The sequence below is a fragment of the Saccharothrix espanaensis DSM 44229 genome, from assembly GCF_000328705.1.
GTDB lineage: Bacteria > Actinomycetota > Actinomycetes > Mycobacteriales > Pseudonocardiaceae > Actinosynnema > Actinosynnema espanaense.
Window position 1 is genome coordinate 6007862 of sequence record NC_019673.1, and the last position, 18077, is coordinate 6025938.

At 72.1% G+C, this 18077-nt stretch carries 16 protein-coding genes; 3 read left to right on the top strand and 13 right to left on the bottom strand.

The window, feature by feature from the left end:
• Nucleotides 1-21: 21 nt before the first annotated feature.
• The 3 genes from BN6_RS25970 to BN6_RS25980 all read right to left on the bottom strand — a co-directional run bounded on the left by BN6_RS25970 (nt 22) and on the right by BN6_RS25980 (nt 5357).
• The gene (locus tag BN6_RS25970; protein WP_015102744.1) at nt 22-4329 is read right to left on the bottom strand and encodes an FtsK/SpoIIIE domain-containing protein; all 4308 of its coding nucleotides are present in this window, start codon (nt 4327-4329) and stop codon (nt 22-24) included.
• 14 nt (nt 4330-4343) lie between these two features.
• Nucleotides 4344-4601, bottom strand: coding sequence for a WXG100 family type VII secretion target (locus tag BN6_RS25975; RefSeq protein WP_015102745.1), 258 nt, complete (start codon nt 4599-4601; stop codon nt 4344-4346).
• A gap of 87 nt (nt 4602-4688) precedes the next feature.
• Nucleotides 4689-5357, bottom strand: a complete 669-nt coding sequence (locus BN6_RS25980) for a hypothetical protein (protein ID WP_015102746.1) — start codon at nt 5355-5357, stop codon at nt 4689-4691.
• A 117-nt stretch (nt 5358-5474) separates the two neighbouring features.
• Here BN6_RS25980 and BN6_RS46940 point away from each other — a divergent pair, with 117 nt between their 5' ends.
• The gene (locus tag BN6_RS46940; protein WP_015102747.1) at nt 5475-8153 is read left to right on the top strand and encodes a PASTA domain-containing protein; all 2679 of its coding nucleotides are present in this window, start codon (nt 5475-5477) and stop codon (nt 8151-8153) included.
• Here BN6_RS46940 and BN6_RS25990 read toward each other — a convergent pair whose 3' ends face one another.
• From BN6_RS25990 to BN6_RS26000, 3 genes are read right to left on the bottom strand one after another with little or no spacing between them, the layout of a single operon-like run.
• Nucleotides 8154-9092: a hypothetical protein gene (locus BN6_RS25990; protein WP_041314061.1), complete on the bottom strand. Its 939-nt coding sequence runs from the start codon at nt 9090-9092 to the stop codon at nt 8154-8156.
• Nucleotides 9089-9958, bottom strand: coding sequence for a hypothetical protein (locus BN6_RS25995; protein ID WP_015102749.1), 870 nt, complete (start codon nt 9956-9958; stop codon nt 9089-9091). Before BN6_RS25995 ends, BN6_RS25990 begins: the two co-directional genes overlap by 4 nt.
• Nucleotides 9955-10251 carry a hypothetical protein gene (locus tag BN6_RS26000; protein WP_041314064.1) on the bottom strand — a complete coding sequence of 99 codons (297 nt, stop codon included), beginning with the start codon at nt 10249-10251 and terminating at the stop codon, nt 9955-9957. Before BN6_RS26000 ends, BN6_RS25995 begins: the two co-directional genes overlap by 4 nt.
• A gap of 144 nt (nt 10252-10395) precedes the next feature.
• Between BN6_RS26000 and BN6_RS26005 the strand changes: the two genes are divergently transcribed.
• Nucleotides 10396-10956, top strand: coding sequence for a hypothetical protein (locus tag BN6_RS26005; protein ID WP_041314066.1), 561 nt, complete (start codon nt 10396-10398; stop codon nt 10954-10956).
• Between the two features lie 176 nt (nt 10957-11132).
• Here the strand turns inward: BN6_RS26005 and BN6_RS26010 are convergent, their stop codons facing one another.
• The 7 genes from BN6_RS26010 to BN6_RS26035 form a co-directional block, all read right to left on the bottom strand.
• Nucleotides 11133-11339, bottom strand: coding sequence for a hypothetical protein (locus BN6_RS26010; protein WP_041314069.1), 207 nt, complete (start codon nt 11337-11339; stop codon nt 11133-11135).
• Between the two features lie 122 nt (nt 11340-11461).
• Nucleotides 11462-11728, bottom strand: coding sequence for a hypothetical protein (locus BN6_RS42415; protein WP_051075739.1), 267 nt, complete (start codon nt 11726-11728; stop codon nt 11462-11464).
• Complete coding sequence (locus BN6_RS42420) at nt 11692-12024, bottom strand: alpha/beta fold hydrolase (RefSeq protein ID WP_015102752.1); 333 nt, start codon at nt 12022-12024, stop codon at nt 11692-11694. The genes BN6_RS42415 and BN6_RS42420 overlap by 37 nt, the downstream gene beginning before the upstream one ends.
• A 334-nt stretch (nt 12025-12358) precedes the next feature.
• On the bottom strand, nt 12359-13984 hold the full coding sequence (locus BN6_RS26020; RefSeq protein ID WP_015102753.1) for an amidase: 1626 nt from the start codon (nt 13982-13984) through the stop codon (nt 12359-12361).
• A 453-nt stretch (nt 13985-14437) separates the two neighbouring features.
• A complete protein-coding gene (locus BN6_RS26025; RefSeq protein ID WP_148303018.1) occupies nt 14438-15043 on the bottom strand; it encodes a hypothetical protein in 606 nt (201 codons plus the stop codon).
• On the bottom strand, nt 15040-16299 hold the full coding sequence (locus BN6_RS26030; protein ID WP_015102755.1) for a DUF7224 domain-containing protein: 1260 nt from the start codon (nt 16297-16299) through the stop codon (nt 15040-15042). Before BN6_RS26030 ends, BN6_RS26025 begins: the two co-directional genes overlap by 4 nt.
• A complete protein-coding gene (locus tag BN6_RS26035; protein WP_015102756.1) occupies nt 16296-17039 on the bottom strand; it encodes an ABC transporter ATP-binding protein in 744 nt (247 codons plus the stop codon). The genes BN6_RS26030 and BN6_RS26035 overlap by 4 nt, the downstream gene beginning before the upstream one ends.
• Nucleotides 17040-17191: 152 nt before the next feature.
• On the opposite strand from BN6_RS26035, the gene BN6_RS26040 reads away from it, so the two are divergent.
• Nucleotides 17192-17482: a hypothetical protein gene (locus BN6_RS26040; protein ID WP_015102757.1), complete on the top strand. Its 291-nt coding sequence runs from the start codon at nt 17192-17194 to the stop codon at nt 17480-17482.
• Nucleotides 17483-18077: the final 595 nt, after the last annotated feature.

Here is an 18077-nt window from a genome sequence, read left to right on the forward strand (position 1 = left end):
CGACTCGGCGGCCCACGGCGGTCATCGCGGGCTTTCCCCGAATTCGGACACGGCGACCTGGACCCGCCTCGTCCCGCCTTCCCGGACGAACAACGCACGGCCCGGCGTCCACCCGCCCGGCGTCGACCGGGGCAATCGCAACTCGAACAACTCGCCGTCCTCGGTCGAGGGGGTCAACAGCAATCCGGTCCTCGACCGGCGAATGGAACAGAGCCATCCTCGATATCGGAACCCGGCCAGGACATCCGCACCAGTGGCGGCCGTGATCAACACCGATCCGGAATCGCCGACACCGCGCGCGAACGACTCCAGCACCTCGGTGAGCGCGAAATCGACCAGTCGTTCGCCGTCGTCCACGACCACGGCGCACGGACCCGACGCGGCATGGTCCTCCACCCGCGCCGCCATCGCCTTCTCGTCGGTGACGACCTCGATCCCCGGTCGGCCGGCGAGCACGCGCAGCGGTGACGGCCTCGGCGCGAGCACCAGCACCGGCAGCGTCCCGTCCAAGCTCGCCGTGATGGTCAGCAACGCGGTGGACCGGCCCGAGCGCGGCGGTCCGGCGACCAGGAACGTGCCGCCGACCTGCGCGAGGTCGACGTCGACGGGCGCCAGGTGGTCGCCGCCGACGGCGGGCGTGCACACCGCCGGACCGGCCGGCCTCGGCGCGGTCCGCAACGCCTCGACCTGCCGCGCGGACGCGGTCGCCGGCAGCACGTCGATCCGGTGCGGCAACCGGTGCGGCGCGACGCCGTCCCACCGCGCGCGCAGCGCCACCCCCGTCCGGTGCAGCGCCTCGGCTTGCGCGGTGCCGGCTGGATCCGGTGCGAGCAGGGCGAACTGGACCTCCTCGCCGGTTTCCGACCACACCGCGCGGCCCGGCGGCACGTGCGCCGGGAACGTCCGGGGGTTCAACCCGAACGCCGCCACGTCGTCCCGGTCCGCCTGCCGCATCACCAGTCGCGCGCCGATCGTCGCGGACACCCGGTGCGAGAAGCCCGTGCGGTCCGTCGCGACCACCGGCGTCACGCCGACCGCCGGACCACCGCGCAACAACCGGAGCAGCGCGTCGAAGAGCACGCCGCCGTCGAGGTCGGCGTAACCGGCCGCGAACACCTCCAGCCGGTCCACCAGCAGCACGAGGTGCGGCAACCGGTCCTGCGGCGCGGCAGCGGCCCGCTGCTCGGCGAGGCCGGAGTGCCGTCCCGCCGCGAAGATCCGCTCGCGCCGGTCGACCTCCTCCAGCAACCACCCCAGCAGCCGCTCGACCCTGGCGTGATCACCGCCGTCGACGATTGCGCCGCAGTGCGGCAGTTCGGCGACGGGGTCGAGGGCGCCGTTGCCGCAGTCGAGCCCGTACAGGTGCAGGTCCTCGGGCGACCGGTCGACCACCAGGGCGGCAGCCAGCACGCGCAGCGCCGTCGACCGCCCCGAGCGCAGCGCGCCGGCGATCGCGACCGGGCCGGCGTCGAGGTCGAGCACGAACGCGTCCTGCGCCTGGGCGCTCGGCCGGTCGATCAGGCCGACGCGCGCGGTGGCGAGCCCGCACCGTTCCGCCGGCGGCAGCAGGTCGAGTAGCACGACGTCGGGCAATGGCGGCAACCACGGGCAGTGCGGTCGGTCCGCGCCTTCGGCCGCGCGTCGCACGGCGGCGACCAGCGCGGTGAGGTCGGTCCGCGTGGAGGTCCCCTCGGCGTCCCGGTCCCGGCGGAGGGCTCGGCCCAGCACCTCGACCGTGCGGGGCGACACCTCCACCTCCGCCGAGTCGTCCTCCGCCGACTCCGCCGGCCACGCCACGCGGGCGGTCTGGAACGCGGTCAGCTCGCCGTGGCCGGTGCGCAGGTACGCCCGACCCGGCAACCGGGCCGGGATCCGCGCGGCGTCGGCGGAGTCCACCACGTCGACGGACTCGGCGTCGGACGTGACGCGCAGGCTGATCCGGAGGTTGACGTTGGCCCGCAGGTCCGCCGTCACGACGCCGGCGGGTCGTTGCGTCGCCAGCACGACGTGCACGCCGAGGCTGCGGCCGCGCATGCCGACGCCCACGACACCGGGCACGAACTCCGGCACCTCCTCGACCAGCGACGCGAACTCGTCCACGACGATCACCAGGCGCGGCAACCGATCCCCGGTGCGCGCCCAGTGGTCCTCGATGTCCTTCGCGCCGGAGCCCGCCAGCACCGTCTCGCGGCGGCGGAGCTCGGCCGACAGCGAGTCGAGGACCCGGGTGACGAGGTGCCCGTCGAGGTCGGTGACGAGACCGACGCAGTGCGGGAGGTCGGCGCACGCGGCGAACGCGCTGCCGCCCTTGTAGTCGACCAGCACGAAGTTCATCGCGTCCGGGCGGTTCACCGACGCCAGGGACGCCACGAGGGTTTGCAGCAGCTCGGACTTGCCCGCGCCGGAGGTGCCCGCGACCAGCGCGTGCGGACCGTCCGCGCGCAGGTCCGCGGTGATCGGCCCGGACGGCCCGACACCCAGCAGGGCCGTGGTCGAGCGCCCGTCCGGCGAGCGGTCCCAGCGAGCCGCCACGAGCCGCGCGTCCAGCACCGGATCACCGGTCAGCGGCAGGTCGGCCACGTCGGTGAAGCGGGCCCGGTCCGGGAGCGAGGAGTCGCCGCCGCGATCACCGAGCAACCGCAGCGGCGCCAGCGCCCGACCCAGGTCCGCGGCGACGTCCGGCAGCAAGCCGTCGACCAGCACGTCCGCCACGACGTCGAGCCCGGGGCGGCTGACCCGGGCCCTGGTCCCACTCCCGCCGATCACGACCGTGGCGCCGCACTCGTCGGGCAGCGAGTTCTCCTCGGCGTCCAGGCACAGCGCGTGGACGCCCGCCGCCGGCCCCCTGGTCAGCAGGTCGGCGACCCCGCCCAGGTCGCGCAGGCGACGCGCGCCGTCGAGGACGACCAGCACCGCCCGACCCTTCGGCGGCCCGTCGCCGAGAACCCGGCGGTGCTCAGCGGTCCGCTCGTCCACGAGCCGTGACAACTCCGCGACGCGCGCCTCGGCCTGCTCGGCGTCGGTGGCGACCATGCGCCGGCAGTCGAACGCGGAGGACGACGGCGCGGTGTGGGGCAACCAGGTCGCCCACTCCCAGTCGGCGGCCCGGTCCCGACCGGTGATCACCACGATCCCCAGGTCGCCCGGCGCGTGCAGCACGGCGGCGTGCGCGACGAGGGCTCGCGCGACGGCGCGCACCGCGTCCGCCGGACCACAGACCCCCAGCACGCCGGCGCCGGTCAGGTCGACCGAGATCGGGACGTCCCGCGCCACCGGGACCTCCGGGACCTCCGCGTCGCGTTCCGGGCGCAGCACCACCGCCGCCGGGCGGTCGACCAGGCCCACCCGCAGGCTGAGGAAGTCCGAGTCGCGTCGTCGGCGCTGCCACAACGCGGCCGTGGGCGCGCGCCGGCCGACACCGGCGACGCGGACGAGGGCCGACGGGTCCGGGTCGGCGGCCCGCTCGCGGTGCTCCTCGGAGGTCACCGCCGCCAGCACCTCGCGGTCGAACCGGGCGCGGTCGCGCTCGTACTGCGCGTGCAGGCGGACGTGGTCCCGGCGGCCGGATCTCCGGTCGGACACCAGGTTCGCCAGCGCCATCAGCGGGCTCAACCCGGCGATCACGACGAGGTAGGCGCCGGCGCCGGGCAGCAGGGCGTACAACCCGCCGCACACCACCAGCGGCAGGAGCGTGGCCGACCACGGGAACCGGAAGCCCCGGGGAGGGGCGGGTTCGGCCGGCACGGCCAGTTCCGGCAGCCTGGTCGGCGCGGTGATCCTCGGCGGCCGGTTGACCAGGCGCGCGCCGCCCGTCGGCTCGGCGGTGATCTCCGCGTCCGCCGGCGGAACGGCGCGCAGCGCGAGCACGGACTCGCCGACGGCGAACACCGAGCCCTCGGCCAGGTCCTCGGCGGCGGTGATCCGCCACGCGCCGAGCCGGACGCCGTTGCGCGACCCGGTGTCGACGACGCGCCCGTCCTCGACCTTCGCGTGGGCGCGGCTGACCTCGTTGTCGGGCAGGACGAGGTCGCCGACCGCGCCACGCCCGATCACGACCGGCACGCCGGGGCGGACGGGTGCCGTCGTCCCGCCGAGCACACCGCCGACGACGGCCACCTCGGACGCCGCGTCGCCGCCCGTCCGGTGCGGCGGCACCCCGCCCAGCACCGAGCCGTCCGCCAACCCCGCCGAGATCAGCGGGATGTCGTCCGGTCCGTCCGAGCGCACGCCGAGCGCGCGGTGGAGGTCGGCGAGCGTCGCCTTCTCCCCCGCCCGGACCACGACGGCCCGGACGCCGTCGCGGCCGGGGACGACCAGCTCCCACTCCACCTCGGCCGCCGCGCTCAGTTGCCCGCGTGGTCCAGCGCGACCTTGCGCCGGTCGACCTCCTGCGAGGCGTTCACCAGCTCGCGCGCCAAGCCGTCCAGCGCGGGGCGGAACTGGCCCTCCCAGGCGTGCCGGAAGCGCTCGGCCGCGCCTCCCGACCACGTCGTCGTGGAGATCAGCGAGGTGAGCGCGCGCTTGAGGTCTTCGACCTCGCCGCTGCACGTGCCCAGCTTGCGCGACAGGGTTTCCAACTCGGCGAGTTCGGCCTGGATCACGGTGACTCCTCGGGTACCGGGTGCGTCGGACTGCGCAACCGAAGCTAGCCGGCCCGGCCGGTCGGCGTAATCGGGAACCCTCCCCAGTCACCGCCGGATCAGGCGCAGGTCGGACCTGGTGATCATCCGGGTGGTGAGCACGTGCTCGCCCAGCGAGCGCAGCGCGTACGGACCCGTCATGTTCGGCACCCCGGCCCGCTCCAACCTGGTCCGCAGGTACTCGACGCGCTTGACCAGCGTCGAGCGCTCCCACCCCAGCCGGAACGCGGCGGCGGCGTAGGAACGCGGGTTCGGGTCGTACCGGTCGCCCTCCTCCAGGTAGCCCGCGAACAGCGCGACCAGCGCCGCGCGGTCCTGCTCGTTGACGTTGACCTCGGCGCCGATCGAGGTGGGCAGGCCGCCTTCCGGCGCGCCGGAGGACACCTGCGCCGACGGGCCTTCCAGCACCAGTTCGTGCACCGCGCGGACACCCTCGACCAGAACCCGGCACACGCCCTCGACCTGGACCCGCTTCCCCGGGCCCAACTGGTTGCGAATACCCACCTCGTCCACGACCGCGAGTTGTCTGGCGTCACTCGTGTTGATCAACCACCACAGTTCGTTGGCGAATTCGACCGCGCCCGCGAGCCGGGAAATGGCCAGGTCGTCCGAGTCGAGGCACACGTCGCAGTCACTCGATCGGCCGAAGGTGAACCGGCGTTCCCGAGTCGGCCGGTGCTCGGCTCCCGCGACGCGCACAACCAGTTGGTCACTCACGTTCTCCCCTTCTTCCCCACGACTCGGTTATCGGGTGGTCACCCCTTCCCATTACGGTAAGACGCCGGTGTTCCTACGCTGACGGATCGACACGGCTGACAAGGCAGGTGACCCGCGGTGGGTGTGTTATCCGGGCGCAATCGCATCCGACGTGGAATTTCCGCGCTGTGGCGCGGGCCGCGCAGTCGGGCCGCCTCGCTCGCGCTCGTCGGCTGCCTGCTCGCGGGAGTGCTCGCGGTGACGCTCGGCGCGGGGTACTCGGTGTCCCGCACGGTGCTGTCGGACGGTTCGGCGTACCTCGGCAAGGGCCACACCGTCGCCCACGTCAACGGCGAGAGCAACCTGACCGACGCCGAGGTGGCCCGAAGCCTCGCGACCGGGACGCAGCGCTTGGAGTCCGTCGCGCTGCCCAACGGCCTGGTCGCCGTCGTGAACAACGACACCGGTGACGTCACCTTCATCGACCCCGCGACAATGGCTCCGGCCGGCACACCGGTCAACCGGCCGGACTCGGCCGGGCTGATCACCGCGCTGCCCGCCGCCGAGCACAGCTACCTGGTCGACCTCCAGCGCGGCACGGTCGAAGTGGTCGACAAGCAGGCCAATCCCGGGACGCCGGTCCAGGTGCCGGGCCGCGTGCTCGACGCGGTGCCGGTCGGCGACTCGGTGTGGGCCGTGACCGGCGAGGGCAAGGTCGTGCAGATCACCGGCGAGCGCCTGGTCCGCACCACGTCGCTCGGCTCCGGTTTGCGGATCACCTCCGCCGACGGGCACCCCGTGGTGGTGACGGCCGACGGCACCGCCTACGCCGTCGACGGCGACCAACCCAGATCGGTCGGCACGACCGGGCTTCCCGCCGGGGACGGCGCGGTGCTCGGGTCGTGGCAGGGCGCCGAGCGGCACGTGATCGGGGTCGACCGCACCCGCAACCAGGTCGTCGTGCTGGACCCGCGCACCGGCACGAGGGTGACCATCGGTCTCGACGTGCCGAGCGGCTCCACCCCGCAGTGGGGCGCGCCGGTCGAGTTCGGCAACCGCGTGTACGTCCCCGACGCCGCCGAGCCCGCGCTGTGGAAGGTCGACCCGGCCTCGGGCACCGCCGAGAAGCTGACCGTGCCGGGAAAACCCGGCAAGATCGAGCTGAAGGTCAGCGGCGGCAAGGTGTGGGCCAACAGCCAGTACGACCAGCGCGTGCTCGTCGTCGACGACCACGGCGCGAGCACGTTGGCGGACAAGGGGACCGGCGAGGCGGTGACGGACTCGCAGCAGGAGCCGACCACGACGCCGCAACCGGAGAGCCCCGCCCAGAGCACCACGCAGGAAACGCCGGCCGCACCGCCGCCGCCGGCGCCGCCCACGTCGCGGCAGCCGGACCCCACGACCGAAACGGTCACCGTGCCGTCGTTCACTCGGGGCACCGGGCACGAGGCGGCCTGCGCGGAGTTGGAGCGGCTCGGGCTGCGGTGCGAGGCGCTGTCGGCGGGCGACGCCTCCGGGTTGGCCACCGGCGAGGTGATCGACACCAACCCCGGCGGCGGTCGGCAGGTGCCGGTCGGCAGTCGCGTCGTGGTCCGCTACGTCGGCCCGGTCGAGGTGCCCGACGTCGTCGGCCTCGACGTGGAGGCGGCGTGCGCGGCGATCACGGCGGTGCAGTTGGAGTGCGCCCAGGTGCCCGACCCCACGCCGACGAGCCGACCCGAGGAGCTGTTGGTCGTCTCCCGCCAGGACCCGACACCGGCGGTCGGCGGCGGCGCGGCGAAGGGCAGCAGGGTGTCGGTCCACTTCCCGAACCGGATCTCCGGTTTTCCCCCACTGGCCGGGAAGACCCAGGTCGAGGCATGCCAGTTGGTCGAGAGCTACCACCTGACGTGCGCGCCGAAGTCGGGTTCGCCGCCGGCCGGCCAGTGCCCGAGCGCGGGCGCGGTGTTCGACCAGAAGCCCGTTGCGGGCACGGTGGTCGAGGTCGGCTCCGAGGTGGAGATCTCGGTGTGCGGCGGCCGGGTCGTCCTGCCGGACTTCGTGAACCCGTTGCCCCGGAACAAGGACGCGGTGTGCGCCGACGTCCGCAGCAAGGGGTTGCAGTGCAATCCGGTCGAAGGAGTGACCGCCGCCGGTACCGGCCATCCGCCGCTCACCGCGTACTCGCAAACCCCTGCCGCCGGGCAGCAGGCCGAAATCACCCAGCCGGTGACGATCACCTACTACAGCGACCAGGTGGACCTCTCCGACCACGTCGGTCAGCAGTACGGCGGCAACGTGTGCGCGGGACTTGCGGCGAAGGGCTTGCAGTGCACCGCCAACCGCGTGGCCTCGCCAGTCGCGATGAACACCATCGTCGGCCAGAACCCACCCGCCGGCCGGGTCGCGATCGGGTCCACCGTGACCGTCGACTACTCGGGGTGGCAGTCGGTCCACTACTGGATCGAGAACGTCGGCGGGTCCGGCGGCAAGGTCTGGCAGCTCACCGGGAGCCCCGGCGGCGGCGAGCGCTTCTCGGTGGGCCGCGCCTTCGGCTCCAGCAGCGACACGATTCCCAACGGGCAGTTGGTCCGGGAGTTCAGGTGCTCGGCGACGTGCGGCGGAGTGCCCCAGAACCGGTTCTACTCCCGGCTGGAGTCGTGGCCCGGCTACGGCGCATCGCCGGTGGCGGTGTTCCTGCCGTGCGACACCAACGACGGTCGGGTGCCGATCTACCGCGTGTGGAAGGACGAGAACGGCAAGCGGTTGTACGGCATCAGCGACACCACCGGCGGCTGGGAGGGCAACGAACTGCTGGGGTGCGCCTGGCGGGCGTGATCACGCGGACAGCAGGGTCAGCTCGCGGAAGACCTCAGCCGGGCCGACCCTGCCCAGCATGATCGGCGTCACGTCCTCGCCCAGTTCAGCGGCGAACAGCGGCGGCACGTCCGCGCGGACCGACCACAGTCCGGCATCACCGGCGTCGACGATGTCGATGCGCCGCAAGGGCAATCCGTCGCGTACCCACTCCAGCGCCCACCGCGAGGCCACGCCGCGCGCGAGCGCGGCCAGGTCCGCCGCGACCTCGTCGGCAAGCCGGGGCGCGGCCAGCACCGCGCGAGCCGCGTCCGCGTCCGCCGGGTCGGAGTCGAGGAGCCGGGTGAGCGCGTCCGGGTTTGTGACGACGAACGCGTCCGAGGTGGGCCTGGGGCGCGGTGCTATCGCCAGCAGCTCCACGAGCATCCTGGGTACGTGGTCGACGGGCGTCGGCACCGGGCCGGTGCCGTCATCGACGTCGACCTCGTTCCCCTTGCCCATCAGAGTGATCTCGTCAGTCCCGGTGTCACGACGCAGCACGAGCCGGGCGTGGAACGGGAGCCCGCAGGGCATGTCGTCCCGCTGCGGAGGTCGGGCCGGTCGTCCCGCCACGACCCGCCGGGCGGTGTCGCGGTCGCGCGCGTAGTCGCCGACGGTCGACGTCCAGCACGTCGCCGACGTACCGTCCCGGTCCGGCGATGCCGCGGTTTCCAGGGCGATGCCACGGCCTCGGCGGTCGATCATGCAGTGCAGCGCGCGCACCGAGCCGCTCGGCAAGCCGGCCGGCGCGGTGTCGACGTCCACCGGCAGCACGTGGTCGAACCACTGCCCGAGGTGCGAGGTAAGGTCGTCCACGACAAGCCCGGCGACGTCGGCCGGCAGGTGGGCGCGCGCGACGACCAGGCCCGAACCGGTGTCCTCCACCACCCAGTCCTGCGGCGCGAGCGGAAACCCCGTCACAGCAACCCCTTCAGGTCGGCCGCGAGCTTGCCCGGCGTGTGCACCACGTCGTCCACGACGTCCTTCGCCTTGCCCGCCACCGCGTCCACGCCGTCGGCCGCCAGATCGCCCACGCGATCGGAGATGTGGTACTTGCTGTCCAGCACGCTCCACGCCACACCCGCGCCGACGGCGACGACGAAGCCAGGCGGGAACACCGCCAGCCCGGCGGCGCCGGCGAGCGTGGAGGCGCCTGCGACCGACAGCGCCGACACGGCCGCGCCACCACCCGCCGAGGCGAGCGTCCTGGTGACCTTCTGTGTCGTGTTCAGCTTCGGGTCGTGCGCGTTGCGCCACGCCGCCGAGGCGATACCCATCGTCGTGGCGCTGCGGCTGAGCGCGGAACCCATTCCCGCCGGGGTCTTCAACCTCGCCGCGATCCCGCGCACCCCCGAAGGGCCGCCGGAACCAGCCCGCAAGCCGCCGAGGTCGATCCGCTGCCGGTTCCGCGCCGCCGTGCCCATAGCGGACCCCAGCCGACTGACCGGCGACGGGACGCCGGCGCCGAACGAGCCGCCGAAGAGCTGCAGCGGCACCAGCATGAGGTCGAACGCCAGTTCGCGGTTCTCGATCTCCTGGAGCCGTTCCAGCGCCGCGCGCCTCCCGGCGAGGTCGGCCCGGACCTGGTCGAGCGCCCGTCCGGCAGCGCGGAGGCCGTGCGCCGCGTCGTCGACGGCGTGCCGCACCCTACCCGCCACGTCCGCCGGCACACCGGCGGGCACGGACACGCCGGCGAGCTGCGCGAGCGCGTGGTCCACCACGTCCAACTCCCGCCGCAGCAACGCAATCGCGGCCCTCATCGCCGTCGGGTCCACCACGCACGTCATCGGGTTTCCTCCTGACGTCGACGCCACGCCTGCCGGCGGCTCTCCAGGTCGTGCGCCGCGTGGTCGAGCGCGGCGGCGCAGGACCGCAACGAGTCCGCCGCGCGCCCCGTCGCCGCACCGACACCGCGCAACTGCCCGCGAGCCGCCTGGGCCGCGCCGGATTCCCAGCGGCCCAACGAGGGCGGGCGCACCGACGCGGCCGCACCGGCGATCCTGCGCAACGTCGCGGCGAGCTCGGCGATCTGCGCCGGGTCGCCTTCCGGACACGGGTCGGCCGGTTCGACACCGAACACGTGACACCTCCTGATGAGCGGTCCTGCCCGGGAGGCTAGAGGCGCGCACCGGCGGCGGGTATGGGAAACCCTTGCCGTTCCGCCGACCCCGATGGGAACCGCTTCCCATGTCGTTCGGCACTCCGGCGCGAGCACACTCACCCCATGCCGAACCCGTCGAAACGCCGACCGGTCAACCTGTCCCTGGTGGCACTGGCGTTCCTCTGCCTCGCATTCCCCTTCACCGCTGTGTCGTGCCAGACCGCGATGGGCTCGATCAGCGCCGAGTTCACCGGCTACGACGCCGCCTTCGGAGGTGCCCCGACGATCGAGGCGACCGAAGGCATGAAGGAGCCCAAGTCCGCCGAGGACAACGGGGTTTCCCCGCAGCCGCTGGTGATCCTCGGCATCGTGGTCCTGGCCCTGGGAATCATCCCGCTCTCCCGGTCGCGCGCCAACCCGGTGTTCGGCATCGGCGTCGGCGCGGTCGCCGGCGTGCTGTTCGCGGCCGGCCAGCTCTCGATGCGCAGCACCGTGGCCTCCGCACTGGCGGATGACAAGGACCTCAAGCGCACCGACCCGTACGACCTGATCGAATCCCGCTACGGCTTCTGGCTCGTCCTGCTGGTCACGCTCGGTCTGGCCGCCTACAACGTCGTCGCGCTGGCCCGAGCCCGCGCGACCGCCGTCCCACCACCTCAGACCCAGCCACCGCCCACCCCGTAACGCGCCGCCGCGAACGGTCCGGCACCAAACCTGTTCGTCCGCCGACCAACCGGCCCGCCAGGATGGCGGGCATGGTGCTGTGACCAGCAGCTCATGTCAGAGCCCGCTGTGGTGTCGCGGTCGTGGGAGCAGCGCACCGGCGCGGTCGGCATGGGGATCGGCGCGTCCTCATCCGACTACTTGTGGTGAAGGACGAGTGCACGGTCTGGACGAGCGATCCCGTGTTGCCCGCCCGTTTGAACGCGCGTCATCGTGGCCAGGTTGAGCGTGATCCCGACCAGGCCGATCCCGACCATCCCGGCGATCGCCGCGGCGTGCACGTCGGCGAAGACGGCGGAGCCGACCAGGAACAACGCGTTGAGGAGCAATCCGGCGACGATCACGGCGACCGTGTGGGCCGTCGACGTGGTCGGCGCGGGACCACCGCCCGACCTGCCGGCCAGCCGCGTGAGCGCCAGCCGAGGACATGCTCTGCGGAGCACCGGTTCGGTGCACCCCGGCCGGATCAGAACGTCGGGTCGGGCAGCGGGACTCCCCGGCAGGTGAGATCGCGCTGCGGCACGACCCCGTCCACCAGGACCCGCGTCTGTTCCTCCGTGGCGCGGTGTCCCGGCTGGTCCACGACGGCGCGGAGCGCGGCCAGGTCCGTCGCCGCACCGGGGAACCGGGCGGAGCGGTACATGGCCTCCAGGTACCTCAGGTCGAGGTCGCCGGCGGTGTACGTCGTGCCGGCGGTCAGCACGGCCGGCGTCGCGGCGATCTCGGCGCGCACCCGCTCGTAGGTCGCCCCGATCTCGTCGCCGGTGGTGTCGCGTCCGTAGCGGCCGTGGTACTTCGCCCCCAGGGCAGGAAGTCCTCCCGGAACCACCGCTCGACCCCGGCCTCGAAGTCGGCGAACGCGCCCTGCCAGTCGGTGGTCAACTCTGTCTTGGAGTTGAACACGAACCGGCCCACGTGCGTCGGGAAGGAGGTGGCGTACTGCGCGCCCAGCCACGTCCCGACGGAGTAGCCGAGCCAGTCGATCTTCTCGCGGTCGAGCAGCCGACGCAGCAGGTCCAGGTCGCACACGACCTGCTCGGTGGTGATGCGCAGCCCGAGGTCGCCGGACGCCGATTGGTACTCGCGGACCTGGCGCTCGGCGCCGTCGTAGAGGCGGTCGACGTTGGTTCGTCACCGGGCCGGTCCCAGTCGAGCGATGCGGTGAAGGCGCCGCACTCCAGGCGTTCCGCGCCGGCCGGCTGCGCCGGGGGCGGACCGTCCGGGAAGCACGCCTGCCAGTCGATCTTTCGCGCGAGGTGCCGTCACGGTGCCAGCTCGGCCGACGCGGGTGCGGTCGTGGGAATCACGGTGGCGGTCAGGACCACTGCGGTGAACCTCGCCCGCACGGCTGCCCCTCGGGTGTTCACTTCGCGGTGGGCAGGTAGCGGGGCGCCTTGCGGGCGTGGGTGGCCTGCTCGTAGGCGTAGGCGAACGAGAGCAGCTTCGCGTCGCTGAAGCGCGTGCCCAGGAACGACAGCCCCAGCGGCAGGCCGTCGCGGCTGAAGCCTGCCGGCACGGACAGGTGCGGGTAGCCGGCCGTCGACGTGTGGCGGCTCGTGCCCGCGAACGAGTTGCGCACCGGGTCACCGCCCTGGTAGTCGACGGGCGGTGCGGGCAGCTCGGTGGACGTGACGATGGCGTCGAGGCGGTGCGCGGCGAGCACGTCGTCGATGCCCTGCCGGCCCGCGGCCGTCGCGGCTTCGCGGTGCGCCCGGTACTCCGGGTTGGTGATGTCGCCGTCGGTCTTGTCCGCCATCTCGAACAGGTCCTGGCCGAACGTCGCCAGCTCGACGTCCGCGTGCTGCCGGTTGTACTCGATCAGGCCGGTGAGGTTCTTCGGGTGCGAGCCGGGTGTCGCGGCCAGGTAGGCGTTGAGGTCGTGCTTGAACTCGGTCAGGACGGCGGGCAACAGGTGTGGCACCACCACCTCCTGGAAGTCGGGCAGGTCGGCGCCCTCCACGACCGTCGCGCCGAGGTCGCGCAGCTTCGCGACGGAGGCGTCGAAGACCCGGTCGGCGTCGGGGTCGATGCCCTGGTGCCCCTTGCGCCAGACGCCGATGCGCTTGCCGCGCAGCGCGTCGGTCTTGAGCACCTGGGTGTAGTCGGCGGGCAGCGCGCCGGCGGCGGCCGGGGAGTCCGGGTCGGCGAGGTCGGTGCCGCGCAGCGCCCACAGCGTCACGGCCGCGTCGGTCACGGAGCGGGTGATGGGCCCGGGGCTGTCGTGCCGGCTGGTGATCGGGACGACACCGGTCCGGCTGACCAGGCCCAGCGAGGGCTTGACGCCGACGGTCGAGGTCATCGCCGCCGGGCAGACGATCGACCCGTCGGTGTCGGTGCCGATCGTGATCGCCGCGAGGTTCGCCGCCGCGGCGGCGGCCGAGCCGCTGGACGAGCCGCACGGGCTGCGGTCCAGCACGTAGGGGTTGCGGGTCTGGCCGCCCGTCGCGCTCCAGCCTGCGAGGGCGTCGGAGCCGCGGAAGTTCGACCAGATCGAGAGGTTCGCCTTGCCGAGGATGACCGCGCCGGCCTCGCGCAGCCGGGAGACGAGGAACGCGTCCTTCTCGGGCCTCGCCTCCAGCAGGGCCGTGGACCCGGCCGTCGTCGGCTGCCGGTCGGCGGTGTCGGTGTTGCCCTTGATCAGCACTGGGATCCCGTCGAGTGGTCCGCGCGACCGGTGCTCGCGCCGCCGGGCGTCGCTCTGGCGGGCCAGGTCGACGGCGTCGGGGTTGACCCCGAGCACCGCGTTGAGCCGGGGGTTGAGGGTGTCGATGCGCCGGAGGTAGGCGCGGGTCACCTGCTCGGAGGTGAACACCCGGGCGTCCATGCCCTGCTGGAGGTCCAGGACCGTGACCCGGTCGAGCACCGCGCCCAGCAGTGCCTCGGGCACGACGCCGGTCGAGGCCTGCGCCGGCAGCGCCGTGAACGCACAGGCCGCCACCAGCCCGACCGCCACCCCGCGCACCGACCACCTTGCTGCTGTTGACCGCATCGGATCCCCTTCGTCCGTGAAGATCGCACCCTCGCGTACAGTCCACTGAGGACTGCCGGTGCGGATTCCATCCTCTTGGGAACGACGCTAGGCCGACGCCCCCGGCGCGAAAATGCGCCTGGCACCCTTGCCGGGGTAGTGCTTGCACCACCACGCCGCTGCGGCGCGCTCTACGCGGCCGAGCGCGGCGATGAACGCGCGAGGGTCCGGCGCGATTGCAGGTAGGCGTTGACCGCACCGCGCTGGCCCAGCGTGACGTGGTCGCGGGCCAGTGCCTCAAGCACGGCAAACTACGGTCGAGGGCTCCATCATCTGTCCGATCGCGGCTCTGGTGCCGATCTCGTGGAGCAGTCCGTCCTGGTCGAGCCGGGGCGTACGCCACAGCGCCTTCACGCCGGGGTGCAGATCGAGGATGGAGGACGAAGCTGTGTGTCGGTGACGCAGCAGCGGCCTTCATTCGCGGACGGCGGCCTCCTCCTTGGCACCGAAGATCACGAACAGCACCAGCCCCAGAAGGCAAACGAGGATGGCCAGCGTTGTGGCGGTGCGATCTGATTGGTCCGCGATGGCGAAGGCCCACCACTGCGGTCCGGATTCACCGTTCGCCGTCGCGCGTATGCGGGTTCCGAAGAGCAGACAGCACATCAAGTAGAACAGCGGCAACGTCCAACTGCGGGTGGCACCCACCGCGACGGCGGTCACCAGCGCCATGCCGGTCAGTCCCAAGGTGTTACGCAACGCGGTCATCATGTTCGGTACGAGCAGCGTCGCGGCTGCCGCGGTGATCAGCAGCACGCCTGCCACCGCAGCACGGTGCACGTATGGCAGTCGTGGTGTCACGCGGAACAGCGAGGTCGGTTGTCGGCTGTGCGATCCGATTGCACAAGCGAGGATCAGCGGCAACAACTGACCCAACGGGACACTCATCTGCCGTGCCGACGACAGGGACGGGATCGGGACGTGGTCACCACCGAACACCACCCCGACGACGGCCACGGCGCAAGACGTGGCCAGCAGAGTCGGCCAACGATGTGCCCGCAGCCACAGCCAGGCGATCACGACGGCAGCGCCGGCGAGGGCGTGGCGCAATCGCGGTGCGCTTCCAGCAGTTCCGTGTACCACGCGCGCTGGCGCTCCGCCGGACTGCGGATCAGGCGGTCGAGGTCGGCGACGTAGTCGGGCGGCACCAGCCGGGCGGCGGGTTCCTCCGGCCTGACCCGATGGATCAACCACGCGTTGAGCAGGACGTTCGATTCGGCAGCGGGATAACCTCGGGAACCGCCCTCGACGGCAGCGCAGGCGGGCGGTACCGGAAACAGGTTCTGCGCCAAGGACATCACCAGGTCGGTGTCGGTTGTCGTGGGGCGGGTGGGGCCGACGCGCGGCGCGTCGGCCCCTGGCCGCAAGCCGTTCTCCAGGTACAGCGGTGCCGGCGGGGCGATATCGGTGAACGCGTCGCGGAATCGGGCCGCTGCGGTGAGCCAGGCGTCGACGTCGGCGGCGTGCTCCGGCCACATGCACACCGTGATGCCGTCGCGCGTCGCACAGCTCTCGGCGGTGGCCGATCGGGCCTCGGTCAACTGCCCGTCGGTGCTCTGGATCATGGCCACGGCGGTGGTCGCCACAAGGGTGGCGAGCGCCGCGACGACGGCGACCACGACGACCCGGGGCAGGGCGAGGACGGCGAGGCCGACCAGCCCCAGGCCTAGGATCCACAACCACTGCCCGGCCACTGTCACGGCAACGGGCTGCGATGCCACATCGCAGCACTCGCGGTTCACCGCGCTCAACCGGGCGATCAACGGATCGGCGCTCGTGGAACCGAAGGCAAGCCCCAGCCAAACAGCGACCGCCGCCAGTGGGGCAGCGAGATAGCGGGGCAGGTAGTGACCGGCCGCCGCACCTAGCAGGACGGAAGCCACGATGCACAGCGGCCCGAGCAGCACGACCGACCAGTACGGCCCGCCACCACCGCGCACATTCATCGCGATGGTGGCGAACGCCATGGTCCACCCGATCATGCCGGCGATGAGCGCGCCCGCACCGTTGAGCAGCAGCCAGGTCAGTTGCGGGCGCGAGTACGTCCGGATCAGCAGGGGCGTGCCGGTTCGACGGTCGCGCGAGGCGTCCCAGGCCGCGATGGCCGCGGTCAGGGGGACCAACAGGACGCCGTGCTGCTGGAGTTGCCCGGAGGCCCACCCCCAATCCACGAACCAGGAGTCCCCCCGAGTGCCCGCGTAGAGCCCCAGGAGGGCCATGACGGGCACGGCGATCGGAGCGGCGCCCCGACGCAGGGCGATCGACAGCGGGCTCACCGGTCATCACCGGTTTCCACGAGTGCGTCATAGGCGGTGTCGATGTCGGCAGCGACGCTGCCCCGGCCGCCCGTGAACTCCTCCACTGTGCCGTCGAAGCGCATCTCTCCCTCGTCCAGCACCACGACCCGGTCCGCAGCGGCGGCCACGTCCTCGGTCAGGTGGGTGCTCAGCACGACGGCCCGTTGCCTGCCCAGGGAGACGATCAGATGGCGCAGTACCCGACGCTGCCGCGGGTCGAGGCCCACCGTGGGCTCGTCGAGCAGGAGCACTTCGGGCTGGTTCACGACGGCTTGCGCGATCCCGACGCGCCGGTGCATGCCGCCGGATAATGTCGAGATCTTCTGGTCCCGCCGGCTGGACAGGTCGACCGCCGCCAAGGCGACGTCGACCGCATCGGCACGTTTCCGGCGCGGCACCATCCGTTGCCAGGCCGTGAGAGTGAGGAACTCCGCCACCGTCAGGTTTCCGGGCATGGTGAAGTGCTGAGGCAAAAACCCGAGCAGATCGCGATAACGCCTGCGGTCACGAGCACTGTCGACACCGCCCACCGACACCGAGCCGCGCTGAATGCGCAACGCCGTGGACAACAAGCCGAGCAAAGTGCTCTTACCCGCCCCATTAGGCCCCAATACCGCTGTCACACCGGAGCGGAAATCCAGCTCCAGTCGGTGTAGTGCCTCCACGTCGCCATAGCGGTGCGAGACCCCCCGAACCTGCACGACATCGGTCAGTGACATCTGTCCCTCGCATGACGAAGAGCGGTGGTGATCGACTCTAGTGGAGTTCTTCCACGCAAGTTCACCGGCACGGAACGCATCTATGAGAACCTCTCCGAGATTCCAGACCTGAAGATCCCTTCCTCCGGGATGTGGGAGGTCTGCTACTCCACATGGACGAGCCTGGGTTTTCCACAAAGGCCGCCTCGCTGTACGTGACCACGGCGGCGTTCATCAACGGCGTGCGCGTCCCCGGCACCGAGGCGATCGCAGGCGGGTACGTCAACGCGAACGAGGTCGTCGTCCAGCACACGATCGGGCTAACGTTCGTGCGCACGTTCGCCGCCGGGGACGTGGTGACGCTGCACGGCTACCGCATCGGGAAAGACGGCACGGTCGGCATCATCAGCAACGGCGACGGGCGCACCCGTATCTCCGCGCACTGGGTGAACCCCGGTTTCTGACCTCACAGGCCCTGCGGGCACGGGTCGGGCCGTCCTTCGCTGTCACCGCGCGCAGACGCTGCTTCCACGCGTCGGCAACGTCGTCAGATCGGCGATCGAGGCGCAGTCCCGACCTGCCCAACGCTCCTGCCGGTAGCGCGCCAGAAGGTCGTAGACCAGCCGGCATCGCACAGTTCCGGGATACGGCCGGTGTGGCTGCTCATCTTCGCGACGCCACCACTGCGGGCATTCCCACTTCTCGGGATGACCGCACCTGAGATCACCGCGACCACGCTGGACGGGCTCGCTCGCAGGGCTTCGAACTCATCCCGACGAGCGCACCAGCGCGGATCGATACCGCCGCCGCAAAATCGGCCATCGTGGGAGGTGGAGGGTCGCGGCGGTCCACGACGGCCACACCCTCGCCTCGAACCCCCGCAGCCCTGAAGGCGGGAAGGTCTGCTGGACGAAGGCGGTCGGCATCGGCGTCCGATCGCCGAGCCGGCGTGGGACTGGTCTACGGGCCGTATTACCGTCATGGGCACATCCAACTGTTCGGCACCGGCTCGTATGGCTCCTGTCACGCGCTCGTGCTGTCCTGGGGGTGCGTGTCGGC